General features: G+C 40.7%; 14 protein-coding genes. 7 read left to right on the top strand and 7 right to left on the bottom strand.

What is annotated here, in order from left to right; all coding sequences use genetic code 11:
- Positions 1-6: 6 nt before the first annotated feature.
- Together trpB and trpA are read left to right on the top strand one after the other, a co-directional pair.
- Complete coding sequence (trpB, locus tag IWX76_RS12460) at positions 7-1,188, top strand: tryptophan synthase subunit beta (protein ID WP_196860262.1); 1,182 nt, start codon at positions 7-9, stop codon at positions 1,186-1,188.
- Between the two features lie 9 nt (positions 1,189-1,197).
- A complete protein-coding gene (trpA, locus tag IWX76_RS12455; protein WP_196860261.1) occupies positions 1,198-1,971 on the top strand; it encodes a tryptophan synthase subunit alpha in 774 nt (257 codons plus the stop codon).
- Between the two features lie 26 nt (positions 1,972-1,997).
- On the opposite strand, the gene IWX76_RS12450 is transcribed toward trpA, so the two are convergent.
- The gene (locus IWX76_RS12450; RefSeq protein WP_196860260.1) at positions 1,998-2,618 is read right to left on the bottom strand and encodes an L-threonylcarbamoyladenylate synthase; all 621 of its coding nucleotides are present in this window, start codon (positions 2,616-2,618) and stop codon (positions 1,998-2,000) included.
- A 77-nt stretch (positions 2,619-2,695) separates the two neighbouring features.
- Between IWX76_RS12450 and IWX76_RS12445 the strand changes: the two genes are divergently transcribed.
- Complete coding sequence (locus tag IWX76_RS12445) at positions 2,696-4,363, top strand: FMN-binding glutamate synthase family protein (protein WP_196860259.1); 1,668 nt, start codon at positions 2,696-2,698, stop codon at positions 4,361-4,363.
- Between the two features lie 197 nt (positions 4,364-4,560).
- Here the strand turns inward: IWX76_RS12445 and IWX76_RS12440 are convergent, their stop codons facing one another.
- From IWX76_RS12440 to sucC, 3 genes are all read right to left on the bottom strand, one after another.
- Positions 4,561-5,151 (bottom strand): pentapeptide repeat-containing protein, encoded by a 591-nt coding sequence (locus tag IWX76_RS12440; RefSeq protein WP_196860258.1) that lies wholly within the window; start codon positions 5,149-5,151, stop codon positions 4,561-4,563.
- Positions 5,152-5,238: 87 nt separating this feature from the next.
- Positions 5,239-6,687: an asparagine--tRNA ligase gene (asnS, locus tag IWX76_RS12435; protein WP_196860257.1), complete on the bottom strand. Its 1,449-nt coding sequence runs from the start codon at positions 6,685-6,687 to the stop codon at positions 5,239-5,241.
- A 548-nt stretch (positions 6,688-7,235) separates the two neighbouring features.
- Positions 7,236-8,426: an ADP-forming succinate--CoA ligase subunit beta gene (gene sucC, locus IWX76_RS12430; RefSeq protein WP_196860256.1), complete on the bottom strand. Its 1,191-nt coding sequence runs from the start codon at positions 8,424-8,426 to the stop codon at positions 7,236-7,238.
- A gap of 81 nt (positions 8,427-8,507) precedes the next feature.
- Here sucC and IWX76_RS12425 point away from each other — a divergent pair, with 81 nt between their 5' ends.
- The 4 genes from IWX76_RS12425 to IWX76_RS12410 all read left to right on the top strand — a co-directional run bounded on the left by IWX76_RS12425 (position 8,508) and on the right by IWX76_RS12410 (position 11,994).
- Positions 8,508-9,158: an ABC transporter ATP-binding protein gene (locus tag IWX76_RS12425; RefSeq protein ID WP_196860255.1), complete on the top strand. Its 651-nt coding sequence runs from the start codon at positions 8,508-8,510 to the stop codon at positions 9,156-9,158.
- A gap of 4 nt (positions 9,159-9,162) precedes the next feature.
- Positions 9,163-9,666: a hypothetical protein gene (locus IWX76_RS12420; RefSeq protein ID WP_196860254.1), complete on the top strand. Its 504-nt coding sequence runs from the start codon at positions 9,163-9,165 to the stop codon at positions 9,664-9,666.
- The gene (locus IWX76_RS12415) at positions 9,666-10,277 is read left to right on the top strand and encodes a haloacid dehalogenase (RefSeq protein ID WP_196860253.1); all 612 of its coding nucleotides are present in this window, start codon (positions 9,666-9,668) and stop codon (positions 10,275-10,277) included. Before IWX76_RS12420 ends, IWX76_RS12415 begins: the two co-directional genes overlap by 1 nt.
- A 67-nt stretch (positions 10,278-10,344) precedes the next feature.
- Positions 10,345-11,994, top strand: coding sequence for a S41 family peptidase (locus tag IWX76_RS12410; protein ID WP_196860252.1), 1,650 nt, complete (start codon positions 10,345-10,347; stop codon positions 11,992-11,994).
- Position 11,995: 1 nt separating this feature from the next.
- On the opposite strand, the gene IWX76_RS12405 is transcribed toward IWX76_RS12410, so the two are convergent.
- The 3 genes from IWX76_RS12405 to IWX76_RS12395 form a co-directional block, all read right to left on the bottom strand.
- Positions 11,996-12,940 carry a DUF4910 domain-containing protein gene (locus IWX76_RS12405; RefSeq protein WP_196860251.1) on the bottom strand — a complete coding sequence of 315 codons (945 nt, stop codon included), beginning with the start codon at positions 12,938-12,940 and terminating at the stop codon, positions 11,996-11,998.
- A gap of 250 nt (positions 12,941-13,190) precedes the next feature.
- The gene (locus IWX76_RS12400) at positions 13,191-14,639 is read right to left on the bottom strand and encodes a glyceraldehyde-3-phosphate dehydrogenase (RefSeq protein WP_196860250.1); all 1,449 of its coding nucleotides are present in this window, start codon (positions 14,637-14,639) and stop codon (positions 13,191-13,193) included.
- 108 nt (positions 14,640-14,747) lie between these two features.
- The gene (locus IWX76_RS12395; RefSeq protein ID WP_196860249.1) at positions 14,748-15,608 is read right to left on the bottom strand and encodes a sigma-70 family RNA polymerase sigma factor; all 861 of its coding nucleotides are present in this window, start codon (positions 15,606-15,608) and stop codon (positions 14,748-14,750) included.
- Positions 15,609-15,715: the final 107 nt, after the last annotated feature.

Genomic DNA, 15,715 nt, shown 5'->3' with positions numbered 1-15,715 from the left:
AGGACTATGAATTATTTTGTAAACGAAAAAGGATACTATGGAGATTTCGGCGGAGCCTATATTCCGGAAATGCTATATCCTAACGTAGAAGAACTTAGGCAGCATTACCTGCAAATTATTAATGATGTGTCATTTCAACAGGAATTTCACCAGTTATTAAAAGATTATGTGGGGAGGCCTTCGCCGTTGTACCTGGCTAAACGCCTATCAGCGAAGTACAACGCCAATATTTTTCTAAAACGTGAAGACCTGAACCATACCGGTGCACATAAAATAAATAATACTATTGGCCAGATTTTACTGGCGGAACGCCTGGGGAAAAAACGGATTATTGCGGAGACTGGTGCCGGACAACATGGTGTAGCTACAGCAACAGTATGTGCTTTACGGGGACTGGAATGTGTGGTTTACATGGGGGAGATAGATATTGAACGCCAGGCACCAAATGTGGCACGTATGAAAATGCTTGGGGCAACGGTTGTTCCTGCTACTTCAGGTTCTAAAACTTTAAAGGATGCGACCAATGAGGCCATGCGCGACTGGGTGAATAATCCAGTTGATACCCACTATATTATAGGTTCTGTAGTAGGGCCACATCCTTATCCTGATATGGTGGCCTTGTTTCAATCTATTATTTCTGAAGAGACTAAAAAACAATTGCTGGAACAAACCGGTAACGACCAGCCTGACTATGTGATGGCTTGTGTTGGCGGGGGTAGTAATGCCATGGGCATGTTTTACCATTTCCTGGGTGATGAAAATGTAAAACTAATTGCTGTTGAAGCGGCAGGTAAAGGGGTAAACAGTGGTTTTTCTGCAGCCACCACTGCCCTGGGTAAAGAAGGGGTGTTGCATGGCAGCCGCAGTATATTGATGCAAACTGGTGATGGACAGGTGGTAGAGCCTTTTTCAGTGTCTGCAGGTTTGGATTACCCAGGCATTGGGCCTCAGCATGCCCATTTATTTAAAACAGGGCGGGGGCAGTACGCATCGGTAACAGATGATGAATCTTTACAAGCGGGTTTGTTATGCACACAATTGGAGGGTATTATTCCTGCCATTGAAAGTGCACATGCATTGGCTTATTTAGAAAAAATGACGTTTAAAGGTGGTGAAAATGTAGTGGTATGCCTGTCGGGCAGGGGCGATAAGGACATGGATACCTACATGAAATACTTTGGATTATAAAAATAGGAAATGAACAGAATTAATAAATTATTCGCCGAGAAAAAGAATAATATCTTATCTATATATTATACCGCAGGGTTCCCCGGGTTGGGAGATACGCTGGAAATTGCAGCAGCGCTGGAAAGTGCTGGAGCTGATATGCTGGAAATTGGTTTCCCTTACTCAGACCCTGTAGCCGACGGCCCGGTGATTCAGGCCAGCAGCAAACAAGCTTTGGATCATGGCATGAACCTCAACCTTTTGTTTAGCCAGTTAAAAGACCTGCGTTCAAGAATTAACATTCCAATATTGCTCATGGGTTATGTAAACCCTATGTTGCAATATGGTGTAGATAACTTTTGCAAAACGTGTGCAGAGGTTGGAGTAGATGGTTGCATTGTTCCAGATCTGCCTATGGTGGAGTATGAAGAGTTTTATAAAGAGAGCTTTGAAAAGTATAACCTGAGTAATATCTTTTTGGTTACACCACAAACTTCTGTTGAGCGCATACATAAAATTGATGCGCTGACCACAGGTTTTATTTACCTGGTTTCCTCATCGGCCACCACCGGTAAAAACTTGCAGCTGTCGCAAAATACCGATGACTATTTTGCCAGGGTTGCGGCCTTGAACTTAAAAAACCCAACCATGATTGGCTTTGGCATCAACAACAAAGCAACGTTCGATAAAGCCTGCCATTATGCAAATGGGGCCATTATTGGTACAGCATTCGTTAAAGTTATTGCAGAAGATAAATCACCAGCACGCATTGGTGCTTTTATGGAAGAGTTTACTACGCTTTAAGTTGTATGGGAAGTTTGGCTGGCCCTTTAAAACAGGTCTTCCAGACTTCCTTTACCTTCTCTGATCACCTCAAATTCTCCGGTAGTGCAGTCGATCACAGTGGAGGCTTCATTGCCGCCATACCCGCCATCGATAATTAAGTCTACCCGATCTTCATATTTCTCATGGATCAACTCAGGATCTGTAGAATATTCTAGTAGTTCATCTTCATCTTTTATGGAAGCTGATAGGATGGGATTACCCAATTGCCGCACAATTTCCTGAGCTATACTGTTATCAGGTACACGGATGCCCACGGTTTTCTTTTTAGAACTTAATAGTTTCGGCACTTGTCCGTTGGCATTCAATATAAAGGTATAAGGGCCAGGTAATGCTTTCTTGAGTACCCTGAAAGTGATGGTGTCTATTGGTTTAATATAGTCGGAAATATTGCTCAGGTCTGAACAAATGAAAGAGAAATTTGCTTTGTCTGGTTTAACACCCCTGATTACACAAATCTTTTCGATGGCCCGCTGGTTGGTAATGTCGCAGCCCAATCCATACACAGTGTCAGTAGGATAGATGATAAGTCCTCCTTTTTTTAACACGTCAACGGCTTGTTGTATGGCTTTTGGGTTAGGGTTCTCCGGGTAGATTTTGATCAGCATATGTAAAAATATGAAAAACTTTCGTCTGTATCTAGATAAATCCCGTACTATTGCCGGTTATTTAGTAGATTAATCAGATGAGAAAAGCTTTTGTTGCAATAGCTGCATTTTTAGTGACAGCTACGGTTATGATCGGTTTAGCCTGGCCACCATTTTTTTGGGCCTTTATATTTGTTGGACCTATCGTCATCCTCGGGGTTTACGATTTATACCAACCTAAACATAGTATTGTTAGAAACTACCCAGTTATAGGACGTTTAAGGTATTTTGCGGAAGACTTACGTCCTAAAGTTTATCAATATTTCGTAGAGAGTGATACCAATGGTAAACCCTTCAGCAGGTTAAGCCGTTCATTAATATACCAGCGTGCCAAAAAGGAAAATGATACCATTCCTTTTGGAACCCAGCTTGATGTTTACGAAAACGGTTACGAATGGTTAAGCCATAGTATTGCCGCCATTAGTCACCACGAACTTAATGAAGACCCAAGGGTGCTTATAGGTGGTCCGGAATGCGCACAACCCTATTCTGCCAGCATTTATAACATTTCGGCCATGAGTTTCGGTTCATTAAGTCAGAATGCGATCCTTGCTTTAAATGGGGGGGCAAAAATGGGTAACTTCATGCATAATACAGGTGAGGGTGGCATAAGTGATTACCATACCCGTCCAGGTGGTGATTTGGTGTGGCAAATTGGTACAGGTTATTTCGGCTGCCGTCATCACGATGGTACGTTTAACTATGAAGCATTTGCGGAAAGGTCGAAAACTGAACAGGTGAAAATGATTGAGATTAAACTTTCACAAGGTGCTAAACCTGGGCATGGAGGTATTTTACCAGCATCAAAGGTAACACCAGAAATATCACGCATACGTTTAGTTAAACAAGGCTTTGATGTGATTTCTCCCCCAGGACACTCGGCTTTTACTACACCTTTGGAAATGGTGGCTTTTGTTAAGAAACTGAGAGAACTTTCGGGTGGAAAACCAGTGGGTATAAAACTGTGTATCGGTCGTAAAAGCGAGTTTTTTGCCATCTGTAAAGCCATGGTTGAAACCAATACCTATGTAGATTTCATTACCGTTGATGGTGGTGAAGGCGGTACAGGTGCATCACCTCAGGAGTTCTCTAATGCTGTGGGTACACCTTTACGTGAGGGGGTAGCTTTTGTTTACGATGTATTGTCGGGATTCGATCTTAAAAAACATATTAAAATTATAGCGTCAGGTAAAATTACATCAGGGTTCGACCTGGTAAAAAACATTGCGCTGGGTGCTGATGTATGTAATACCGCACGTGGGATGATGTTCGCATTGGGATGTATCCAGGCATTGGAATGCAACAGTAATACCTGCCCGACTGGGGTGGCGACGCAAGACGCAAGTTTAATGAAGGGCCTGGTGGTTGACGATAAAAAAGTAAGGGTATTTAACTTCCACCGTTTAACGGTAGCCAGTGCCGTAGAACTATTAGGTGCTGCGGGTTTACGTCATCCCTACCAGCTTACCCGTGCTTATATTAACCGCAGGATTTCGCCTAACATGACGCAGTCGTACATTGAGTCTTTCCCATACGCGCCAGAAGGTTGTTTATTGCAAACACCTTACCCGATGCGTTTTGAGTTGGGAATGACGCTAAGCACTTCGGCTAGTTTTGCGCCAACAGACTATAAAGTGTCTTCTGTTGATTATGCACATGCCAACCCTTATTTAGGACAAGTAGCTGTAGGGCATCAGGATAATTAAACCGCTTTAGTTCATGATCTGTTCCTTAAGTATAGCTTATAAATAAGCCATTCTCCTTCCCACCTGCCGTGGACCTCCGTCGCACCTTGTTTCACAAATTCGAAGCGAGGTGCATTTAAGGTGCAATGCAGGTAGGCTGGCCAAAGCCAAATACAATAAGGTCTGGTTAAGCTATACTTAAGACTTGATTTTGCTTTTTAAGGTTTAATGATCAGGTCAAACCTGCCTAACAATCCCGCCAGGTTATCGGCAGCAAACTTTGCTTTTTTAACCAGGTTTTGTGTAGGGTCTATGTTGAAGTTTACATTCGTGCTAAAGTCTACACCACTGATATTAGTGGAAGAAAAAATCGCATTTAGCAGGTCGCAATCTTCCATTTTAGCTTTAGATAAGTCGGTCTGTGAAAAATTTGCACCATGAAGCCTGCAATCCTGGAACACGCTTTTATTCATTTTTTTATGTTCAAAACTGGCGTAGTCTAATTGACATCGCTCAAAAGTGAGGTTGAAGCCAAAGTCGCTGGTCGTAAAAAAATTAATTCCTATTAGTTTGCAGTCCCTGAACAGCACATCCTGCATTTTAGAACCACGCAATTCAGCGTTGCTTAAGTTGCAGGAAGAAAATAGGCAGTCGGAAAAATGGTATCCGGAGAGGTTGTTAAAAGTACATCCCCGAAATTCTACCGATTCAAAATCAAACTGGGGCAGGGGGCTTGCTGTGAAATCTGTTTTTTCTATTACCTGATGGTAGTGCTTTTCCAGGGGTTTATATGTCTTTTTTGTTTGCAAGGTGTTTTATTTAGTAGGATTGAAAATATAAAAGCCTGTATCACTTTCATGACGACAGGCTTCTTTTTTTATAAGGTTAGCTTGAATTTAGAATTCAGCATTTTTAGGGAATCTTGGGAAGGCAATAACATCTCTGATATTGGTCATGCCAGTCACAAATAAAACCAGTCTTTCGAAGCCCAGACCGAAACCAGCATGTGGTGCTGATCCAAAACGGCGGGTATCTAAGTACCAGTAAAGCTCCTCTTGTGGTATATTCATGGCTTCCATGCGCGCGGTAAGCTTGTCTAAGCGCTCTTCTCGTTGTGAACCACCCACTATCTCGCCGATGCCAGGAAAAAGAATGTCCATGGCGGCAACGGTTTGGCGACCCTGGGCATCTGGCTCATTCTGGCGCATGTAAAACGACTTGATGTCGGCAGGGTAGTTGGTCAGGATCACTGGTTTCTTAAAGTGTTTTTCTACTAGAAAACGTTCATGTTCTGATTGTAAGTCAGCACCCCATTCATCAATAAGGTATTTAAATTGTTTTTTCTGGTTTGGCTTAGACGATTTAAGGATGGCGATGGCTTCTGTATAGGTCAGGCGCTCAAAATCATTCGTTAAACAAAAGTTCAGTTTATCTAGCAGGGAAAGTTCACTGCGTTCCTGTTGAGGTTTAGATTTTTCTTCATCCAGCAAACGCGTGTTTAGAAATTCCAATTCCTCTTTACAGTTTTTAAGGGCGTATTCAATCAGGTACTTCAGCATGTCCTCGGCCAGCTGCATGTTATCCTCCAGGTCTGCAAAAGCAATTTCTGGCTCTACCATCCAGAATTCTGCCAGGTGGCGGGTGGTATTAGAGTTCTCCGCCCTGAAGGTAGGTCCGAAGGTATAAATCTGGCCGAAAGCCATGGCGGCTAATTCGCCTTCTAATTGTCCGGAAACTGTTAAGTTCGTTGCGCGGCCAAAAAAATCTTCTGTAAAATCAACCTTTCCGTCGTCGGTTCTCGGGGTATTATCGTAGTCTAATGTGGTTACTTTAAACATCTCACCAGCACCTTCAGCGTCTGAAGCGGTAATGATTGGCGTGTGCATGTAAACAAAACCTCTTTCGTTATAAAACTGATGTATGGCAAAGGCCATGGCATGACGTACTTTAAATACGGCATTAAAGGTATTGGTTCTGAAACGCAGGTGTGCAATTTCGCGAAGGAATTCAAGACTGTGTTTTTTTGGCTGTAGGGGGAATTTTTCTGGATCGCTATCGCCTAATATCTCTATTGATGTTGCTTTGATGTCTATTTTCTGACCTTTTCCCAGAGATTCAACAACCATACCTTGCACAGCGATCGCAGCACCGGTGGTAATGCGTTTTAACAGTTCATCGGGTGTATTATTAAAATCTACTACAATCTGGATGTTGCCCATGCAGGAACCATCGTTTAATGCAATAAACTGGTTGTTACGAAAGGTACGTACCCAACCCATCACCGTTACTTCTCTGTTAAGTTCGCTGCTTTCCAGCAGGCTTTTAATTTTTTCTCTTTTAATCATGATTGTGCTTTGGTAGACGGTCAAAAATAAGAATTTACTTCTATATATAACAGGGGAGGCTGGTTTTTTGAATATGCATTAAACTGCTATTAAATGTATTAGTTTTTCTATTTATTTTGATGAATTGTTGTTTTTAATATGTAATTATTGATTTTTATCAATAATATTCAGGTGATTATATGTAGTGTGAGTATTTATTTTGATTAAATACATTAAATAACTATAGATAAATTGATTTTGATAAAAATATGTAATATTATAGGCTATAACATTGCTATTTATCAATGTTTTAACAAAATATTGTGTTTTGTATTGTAAATAATAGTGAATTCTGTAAAATAATCTAGGATTTATCAATATTGTTCCTATATTTGTATTGCTCGTTTAATTTATATTTGGTTTAAAAGCCGCTGGTACACACGCCAGCGGTTTTTTATTTTAAACGCATTTTGCAGTACAGCCTAGAATGGTTTCCTGAAATAAATGACATAAAAAAAGCCGGCCTTCATGTTAAATGAAGGCCGGCTTTCGTATAATGGTAAATAGATTTACGCTAAAACTTTAGTTACTAAATCAGCTGCATCTTTCAACGCAATTGCTGAATATACTTTAAGTCCAGACTCATCTATTAATTTTTTAGCTTCTACAGCGTTGGTACCTTGCAGACGGCAAATAATTGGTACTGGAATATCTCCAATTTCATTATATGCATCAATAACACCTTGCGCTACACGGTCACATCTTACGATACCACCGAAAATATTGATTAAAATCGCTTTTACATTTGGATCTTTTAAGATGATGTTAAAAGCAGCTTTAACCGTTTGTGCGTTAGCTGTTCCACCAACATCTAAGAAGTTTGCAGGCTCACCACCGGCAATTTTAATGATGTCCATGGTAGCCATAGCTAAACCAGCACCGTTAACCATGCAACCAACGTTACCGTCTAATTTTACATAGTTTAAGTTAGATTCACTTGCTTCTACTTCTGTCGGATCTTCTTCTAATTTATCACGCATAGCTGCATAAGCAGGATGACGGAATAAAGCGTTCTCATCTAAATCAACTTTCGCATCAACCGCAATGATTTTATCATCAGAAGTTTTTAATACCGGGTTAATTTCAAACATAGCTGAATCCGTGCTGTCATAGGCTTTGTAAAGCGCTGTAACAAACTTCACCATCTCTTTATGAGCTGGACCAGTTAAACCTAAATTGAAGGCAATTTTACGTGCCTGGAAACCTTGTAAGCCAACTTTAGGATCGATGTCTTCCTTGAAGATTAAATGTGGCGTTTTTTCAGCTACTTCTTCAATATCCATTCCACCTTCGGTAGAGTACATAATGATATTGCTGCCGTTAGTTCTGTTTAACAAAACACTCACATAGAATTCTTTTGTTTCAGAAGCACCAGGATAATAAACATCCTGAGCAACTAATATTTTATTTACTTTCTTGCCTTCTGGGCCAGTTTGTGGGGTAACCAATTGCATTCCGAGAATGGCAGTAGCTCTTTCTTTAACTTCATCCAGGTTTTTGGCTAGTTTTACACCTCCACCTTTACCTCTACCACCGGCATGGATTTGTGCTTTAATCACAACCCAGTCAGAGTTAAAGTCGGTTTGTATTTTTTTTGCAGCCTCTACAGCTTGCTCTACCGTATCGGCAACAATGCCTTCTTGTACGGCTACTCCAAAACTTTTAAGTATTTCTTTACCTTGATATTCGTGGATATTCATTTGCTGAAAAAATTTGCTCAAATCTACCATTTAGGATTGGTTTACAAAACTTATTCTAATCTTTATTGTAAGTTTGCGTCTATGCTGAAAGCCACAGGTATAAAAAAATCTTATGGAAGCTTACCTATTCTAAAGGGAGTAGATTTTGAAGTAAATAAAGGGGAGATTGTCAGTATCATTGGCGCCTCAGGGGCAGGGAAGAGTACTTTATTGCATATTTTGGGTACCCTGGATCAGCCAGATGCCGGGAGTATTGAACTTAAAGGCATCCAGGTAAACAAGCTTTCTGGCGCTTTACTGAGTGTTTTCCGTAACCAGAATATCGGATTTGTTTTTCAGTTTCATCATTTGTTGCCTGAATTTACTGCACTTGAAAATATTTGTATTCCCGCTTTTATTGCCAAAAAGAGTAAAAAAGTTGCAGAAGCGAAGGCACATGAGTTATTAGACTTATTGGGGTTATCAGATCGGGCACACCATAAACCTAACGAACTTTCGGGTGGCGAGCAACAACGCATTGCAGTGGCCAGGGCTTTGGTGAACGATCCGGCCATTATTTTGGCAGATGAACCTTCAGGTAACCTTGATTCGGCAAATGCCACTGCTTTACACCAGTTCTTTATTACCCTGAGAGATAATTTTAAACAAACTTTTGTCATTGTTACCCATAATACCGGACTGGCGGAAATCAGTGACCGGGTGGTAACCATGAAAGACGGATTAATTATATAACACATTGAAAGTACTCATCACCGGAGGTAAATCCTCTGCCGTATATAAAATTCTTAAAGCATTTGAAGGCGAACAGATCCTGCTTGCCGATTATGGAGAAACGCCTGCATTTTCTGCGGGTAACTACCAATTCGTATCTCTTGGTGAAAAAAATGAAGATATCACTGCCCATCATTTGTTAAATACCTGTTTGGATCATGGCGCCGATGTTTTTTTACCTATACATGAGTTTGAAGTGACGGCCGTTTCCAAAGCTTTTGTCTTGTTTGAAGAGTTTAATATTCAGGTGTTATTGCCTTCACAGGTTGACCTTCCTCTGTATTTTCATAGTCAGGAAGATGTTAGAAAAGGCCATAACTGGGCGTTGTTTGCAAAAGGTGAACTCCTTTATTCGCCACAGCCCAGTGTTGAACTCACAGAAGTCGGCTTTTCAAAAAAACTCAATGGCCTGTTTTATATCCCTCAGGACCCTGAAGGACTCACTGCTATACTATTTACTTTGCCTTAATGAGATTTGACACTTACACCAAAGGGCACGATGCCTTTGTATTTGAGTTGGATAATGTGCTGTACCCGGAAAAGGATTTTCTGTTGCAGGTTTACTACTTATTCAGTCAGTTTATGGAATACAGTGAACAACTGGATTCCGCCGAACTGTTGAAGTTTATGCAGGAAACTTATTCGGAGTCTGGGCCTGAACAGCTATTTGAAAACACAGCTATTCAATTTAGTATCGACGAAAAGTACAAACTTAACTTCGATCTGCTTCAAAGAAATGTACGCCTCCCACTAAAATTATTATTATTTGAACCTTGCAGCCAATTTATAAAAGAGATTGTTGCAGCAGGAAAACCAGTGTTTTTGCTGATCTCTGGCCATCCCGAAGCCCAGCTTAATAAAATTAAACAGGTAGACTGGCAAGGATTGGAACAATACTTGACTGTTTATTTTACAGAAGAATTAAATGATGAAAAAGGAGACCAGGCTTTAGCCTATTTGCTTGAAAAACACCAGTTAGTGGAAAGTAATATATTGATGATCTGTGAAACAGAATCTGGTCATCATACCCCTGAAGTAAAGGTGAAATATCTGGCAGTCGACAAACTATTTTTACACTAATTACGTATATTAACCTATAATACTTCACTACTTCTTGATTTAACGTCTTTATCGTAAATATTGTAATATGATCCTCTCTTTGTTTAAACATAAAAGCTACCTGCTTATGCTCGTTATGGGCATTAGTGTGGCGGTCGCCTCCTGCAAAAAAAGTGAGGTTGAAGATCCTGAAGTTGAACCGCCAGTAACGGAGGATACTCGGGCTAACCTGACCAAAGATTCGATTTTTCTGTATGCTAAAGAAGTTTACTTATGGAATGATGCTTTGCCAACTTATGCGCAGTTCAACCCAAGAAAATATTCCGGAGAAGCCACGGATCTTTTAAACTATGAACAAGAACTTTTTGACATCAGTAAATTTGGGCTAAATCCGGAAAATAACAGGCCCTACGAGTATGTATCTGCAGCGGCAGATTACCCTAAATACTCTTACATTGATGACATTACCACTAGAAATGCTGCTCAGGCTTATGTAGGTAATGCTAAAGCTGATGTGGAACTAAATGGTTCTGGTTATGACCTGGGCTTTTTAAACTTCCAGGGTTATGGAACAAACGATAGTTATGAATTATATGCCACAGCTGTATTTCCAGGTTCACCAGCCGACAAAGCGGGCATTACCCGAGGGACAAAAATTACCAAAATCAATGGTACAACATTAGGTTCAAATTTTAATGGTGAAGGAGATCTGATTTATTCACTAGCTGAATCTGAAACCACTAAAGCTACTGTCTCTGGCGTTAAAGCTGACGGTACTGCCTTTGACAATGTGGAGTTGACTAAAGTAAAGTATACTAGCAGTCCCGTGTATAAATCTAAAACCCTTACTGCCGGAACAAAGAAAATTGGTTACCTGGCTTTTGCACGTTTTTCAGAATTAAATTCAAATGCTAAAAAAGACCTGGATGCTGCTTTCGCCAAGTTTACTACAGACGGAGTAACAGAACTGATCATTGACCTGCGTTATAACGGTGGTGGTTATGTAAGCACTGCTGAATACCTGGTCAACCTGATTGCGCCAGCCTCAGCCACAGGTGTCATGTTTAAAGAGCATTATAACAAAACTATGCAGGCTGGCAATGCGACCATTTTAGAAAATCAACCTTTATTGGATGAAAATGAAAAGGTACAATTTCATGCCAATGGAGACATGATCACTTATGCTGATGTGGACTACTCTTTAGCGGAAAACACCGTTAATTTTGCTAAAAAGGGCAGTCTGAACGGGATCACCAATGTGGTTTTTCTAGTTACGGGCAACACTGCATCTGCTAGTGAACTTGTAATTAACAGTTTGAAGCCAGTCATGACTGTGAAATTAGTAGGGCGTACTACATATGGTAAACCTGTTGGTTTTTTCCCAGTGCGGGTGGAGAATAAATACGATGTTTATTTATCCATGTTTGAAACCAGAAATAAGCTTGATCAAGGTGGTTATTATGCCGGCATGATAACAGATGTTGTTGATCAGGGTGGTACCAATGCAAGAGCGGTATTTGATGATGCAAGACATGACTTTGGAGATCCCGAAGAAAATTACACCAAGAATGCCATTAAGCTTCTTGCACCAGGTGCTGTAGTCACCACCGCCAAAGCGGTGATGAGTATCCGCGGAAAAACCGTAGCGGTATCTTCAGCTTTAGGTCTTCTAGACAAAGCCAGACCCATAAATCAATTCATAGGGATGGTAGAAACCCGTCACAAATTGAAGAAATAGATTACTGTTTCTTCATTTGTAATTTTTCCCTAAAAATAGCCTGAATATCTTTTTGCCGGTCAATGTTGTCCACTATTTCCAGGATGGCTTTGGCCGCGCTGATAAAAAAATCTGCGTTAATGTTCTCATAGGTATCGGTTGCTTTATGATAATCTTTGTGATCTTCAACGCCGAAATAAATCCATGGAATATTTACAGCTTCAAATGCGCCCTGATCACTTTGGTAGGTCCAGTCGTCAACCTTTTGTTTAGGATTATCATGTCCGAATAGAATTCGTAAAGCAGGATTACTTTGAACAAGGTACTTTCTTAATTCAGGATGTTTGTAGGTGCCACTGGCATAAATTTCACCCTTGTCGCTATGGCTAATCATATCCAGGTTTATGTTAAGCCTGATTTTATCAAGCTTTACTGGCGGCTGAGCAACAAAAGCAGCAGATCCTTTCCATCCTTGCTCTCCCGCATCAAACGCAACAAAAACTAGGGTGTGGTTAGGCCTGACATGACTATAATGTTGGGCGATTTTGAATAGCGCCGCAACCCCCGATGCATTGTCGTCAGCACCATTAAAAATCTCGCCATTAATCACGCCCAAGTGATCATAATGTGCGGAAATGACCACCATATCTTCACTTTTACCAGGGATAAAGCCCACAACGTTTTTTCCGGTTAATAATTTACCTTGTTCATCTTTAAAATCAAATGACTGCTCATATCCCGGCAAGGATGCATAAGCTTGAAGGCCAAGATCAGAAAATCTTTTACTGATGTACTTCCGGGCCATTTCTGCCCCTGCAGTACCAGTTTTCCGGCCCTGGTAAGCGTTAGACGACAACTCTTTCACGTCGCTGAGCATTTGGGCAGTATGTTGTGCCTGGTTATTAGAATTTCTAACAGATTTGCAACTGAATAATAATGCCAGAGGCAACAATAAGTAAATTCTCATGATGGTCTAAAAGTTAGTTTATGACATTAGTGTGATCTAATATATCATTTATTTGCGACTACTTCACGTGCTATGTGAAAATTGAACACATTAGGAAAATGATGGTGAGCTGGGGCAGGCGGCAACACTGGTGTGAATAGGTCTGTATCAGGCTGATCTTAAAAGGGATGAGCCCGGTTTGCATTCGGGCTCATCTGTTAATTATTATATAAAGGCTTATATCAGGGACTGCAGATAGCATTGCCTGGAATTAATAATAGGTCAGTCGCACTACCCCCGCAAATTTTTTCGCTAGTCTGATCACCTGCCTCGTGTAACCGTACTCGTTATCATACCAGGTATAGAGTACCACCGACTTACAATCTTTTGATATAATGGTTGCCGGACCGTCAATAATTGCCGCATGGCTATTGCCGATTAAATCAGAACTCACCAGTTCATTGCTGATGGAATATTCGATCTGTTCAGAGAGGTCGCCAAATAACGATGCTTGTTTGAGGACATCCTTTACTTCATCTAAGGAGGTCACCTTATTTAAGGAAAGGTTTAAAATGGCTAAGGAAACATTTGGTGTTGGAACACGAACAGAATTTCCGGTTAGTTTGCCGCCCAGGTGAGGAATCACTTTCGCTACTGCTTTATCGGCACCAGTTTCAGTAATCACCAGATTTAATGCGGCAGAACGTCCGCGTCTGTATTTTTTGTGATAGTTATCTAATAAGTTCTGGTCGTTCGTATAGGAGTGGATCGTTTCAATATGCCCTTTTTCAATACCAAATGTATCGTCCATAATTTTTAATACCGGTACAATTGCATTGGTCGTGCAGGAAGCATTAGAAAGGATATCTTCGTTCAGGAAGTCAATATGTTGGTCGTTAATTCCGGCCACCACATTAGGCACATCGCCTTTAGCCGGTGCTGTTAGCATCACCTTAGTAATTCCCTTAGCCACTAAGTGACGACTTAAACCCTCACGGTCGCGAAAAACTCCTGTGTTATCAATCAGTAAGGCATCCTCAATACCATAAGCTGTGTAATCAAGTTCTTCTGGTTCATCGGCCATCAGGAAATGCACCGTTTGCCCGTTTATGATTAATGACTTATTTTCAAAATCTTCAATAATGGTACCAGCAAAAGGGCCGTGAATAGAATCTGTGCGCAGCAACTCAGCCCGTTTAATCAGCTCCTCGTCACTGTAACTTCGGGTTACAATTGCGCGTAATCGAAGTTGCTCGCCTTTGCCAGCCTGCACAATAAGCTCCCGTGCCGCTAAACGACCAATACGGCCAAAGCCATATAAAACTACATCCTTCGGTTTAAGTATAATTTTGTCCCTTCCAATATGTTTACTTAGCTTGGTGATAATAAAGTCGTGCAGAGAAGGGTGATTGTGGTTATCATCAAGCCATTCACTGGTTAACCTGCCCAGGTCGATCCGGGAAGGAGCAAGGCTGCATTTAGACAATGCAGTAGCCAGTTCCAGGGTGTCGTAAATACCAATGTTTTTGCCGCTTACCTCTTTAGCATATTGGTGATGAGCTAGAATTTCACTACTTCCTACATCAAATAAGGGTTTCCGGAATAATACGAGTTCAATGGATTTGTCGAACCATAGGTGTCCAACGACGCTGATTAGTTCAATTGCCTTTTTTTCTTTTTCAATCCAGTTTTGAAACTCTGATTGGTATTTTTTAAGCATTACAAGAAGATTTGGTTAGAATGCCTCAAAAATAGAAAAGATTGGGCGAGTACCCAATCTTTTCCATTTTATATTTTGCGCCTTACGAAAAGCGTATATGTAGCATTATTACCCCAGGTAAGATTTAAGGATCTTACTTCTGGAAGTATGACGTAAACGTTGTAAAGCTTTATCTTTAATCTGACGTACACGTTCGCGGGTTAAATTAAACTTTTCGCCAATTTCCTCTAGAGATAGGGGATGGTTGGTACTTAAACCGAAAAACAAAACAATGATTTCACGTTCTCTTTCAGTCAATGTAGACAGGGAGCGTTTAATTTCCTCAGAAAGCGACTCGTTGATTAGGCTGCTGTCTGTATTTGGTTCGTGGTTTTCTAAAACATCAAGTAAAGTGTTTTCTTCACCCTGTACAAACGGAGCATCCATAGATACATGGCGACCAGAATTACTTAAGGTATCAGAGATCTTGTCAACCGTAGTTTCCAACATGTCTGCCAACTCTTCTGGTGAAGGTTCGCGTTCATATTCCTGCTCCAGTTTAGAAAAGGCTTTACTGATTTTACTTAACGAGCCCACCTGGTTTAAAGGCAAACGTACAATACGACTTTGTTCGGCAATAGCCTGTAAAATCGACTGACGAATCCACCATACGGCATAAGAGATGAACTTGAAACCTTTAGTTTCATCAAAACGCTTGGCGGCTTTAATCAAACCAAGGTTACCCTCGTTAATTAAATCACCCAAGGTTAAGCCTTGATTCTGGTATTGTTTAGCTACAGAAACTACGAAACGTAAGTTTGTTTTAGTCAAACGTTCCAACGCCGCCTGGTCACCCTCGCGTATCTTTCTGGCTAATATTACTTCTTCTTCAGCGGTTATTAAATCCACCTTACCGATCTCGTGCAGGTACTTGTCTAAGGACTGACTTTCCCGATTGGTAATGGATTGTGTGATTTTGAGTTGTCTCATTTATGTGCTTTGGTACTCGTTATGTGTTATGACGTGCAAAAGTAAGAATTTAAAAGGTATTTTAATACATAAAATCCTGAAAACGTTACACTTTACACGGCTTATTT

The sequence above is a fragment of the Pedobacter sp. CAN_A7 genome (genome assembly GCF_015752175.1).
Taxonomy (GTDB): Bacteria; Bacteroidota; Bacteroidia; order Sphingobacteriales; family Sphingobacteriaceae; genus Pedobacter.
Note: the sequence above shows the minus strand (reverse complement) of the source record. Positions and strands in the feature narration are given on the sequence as shown.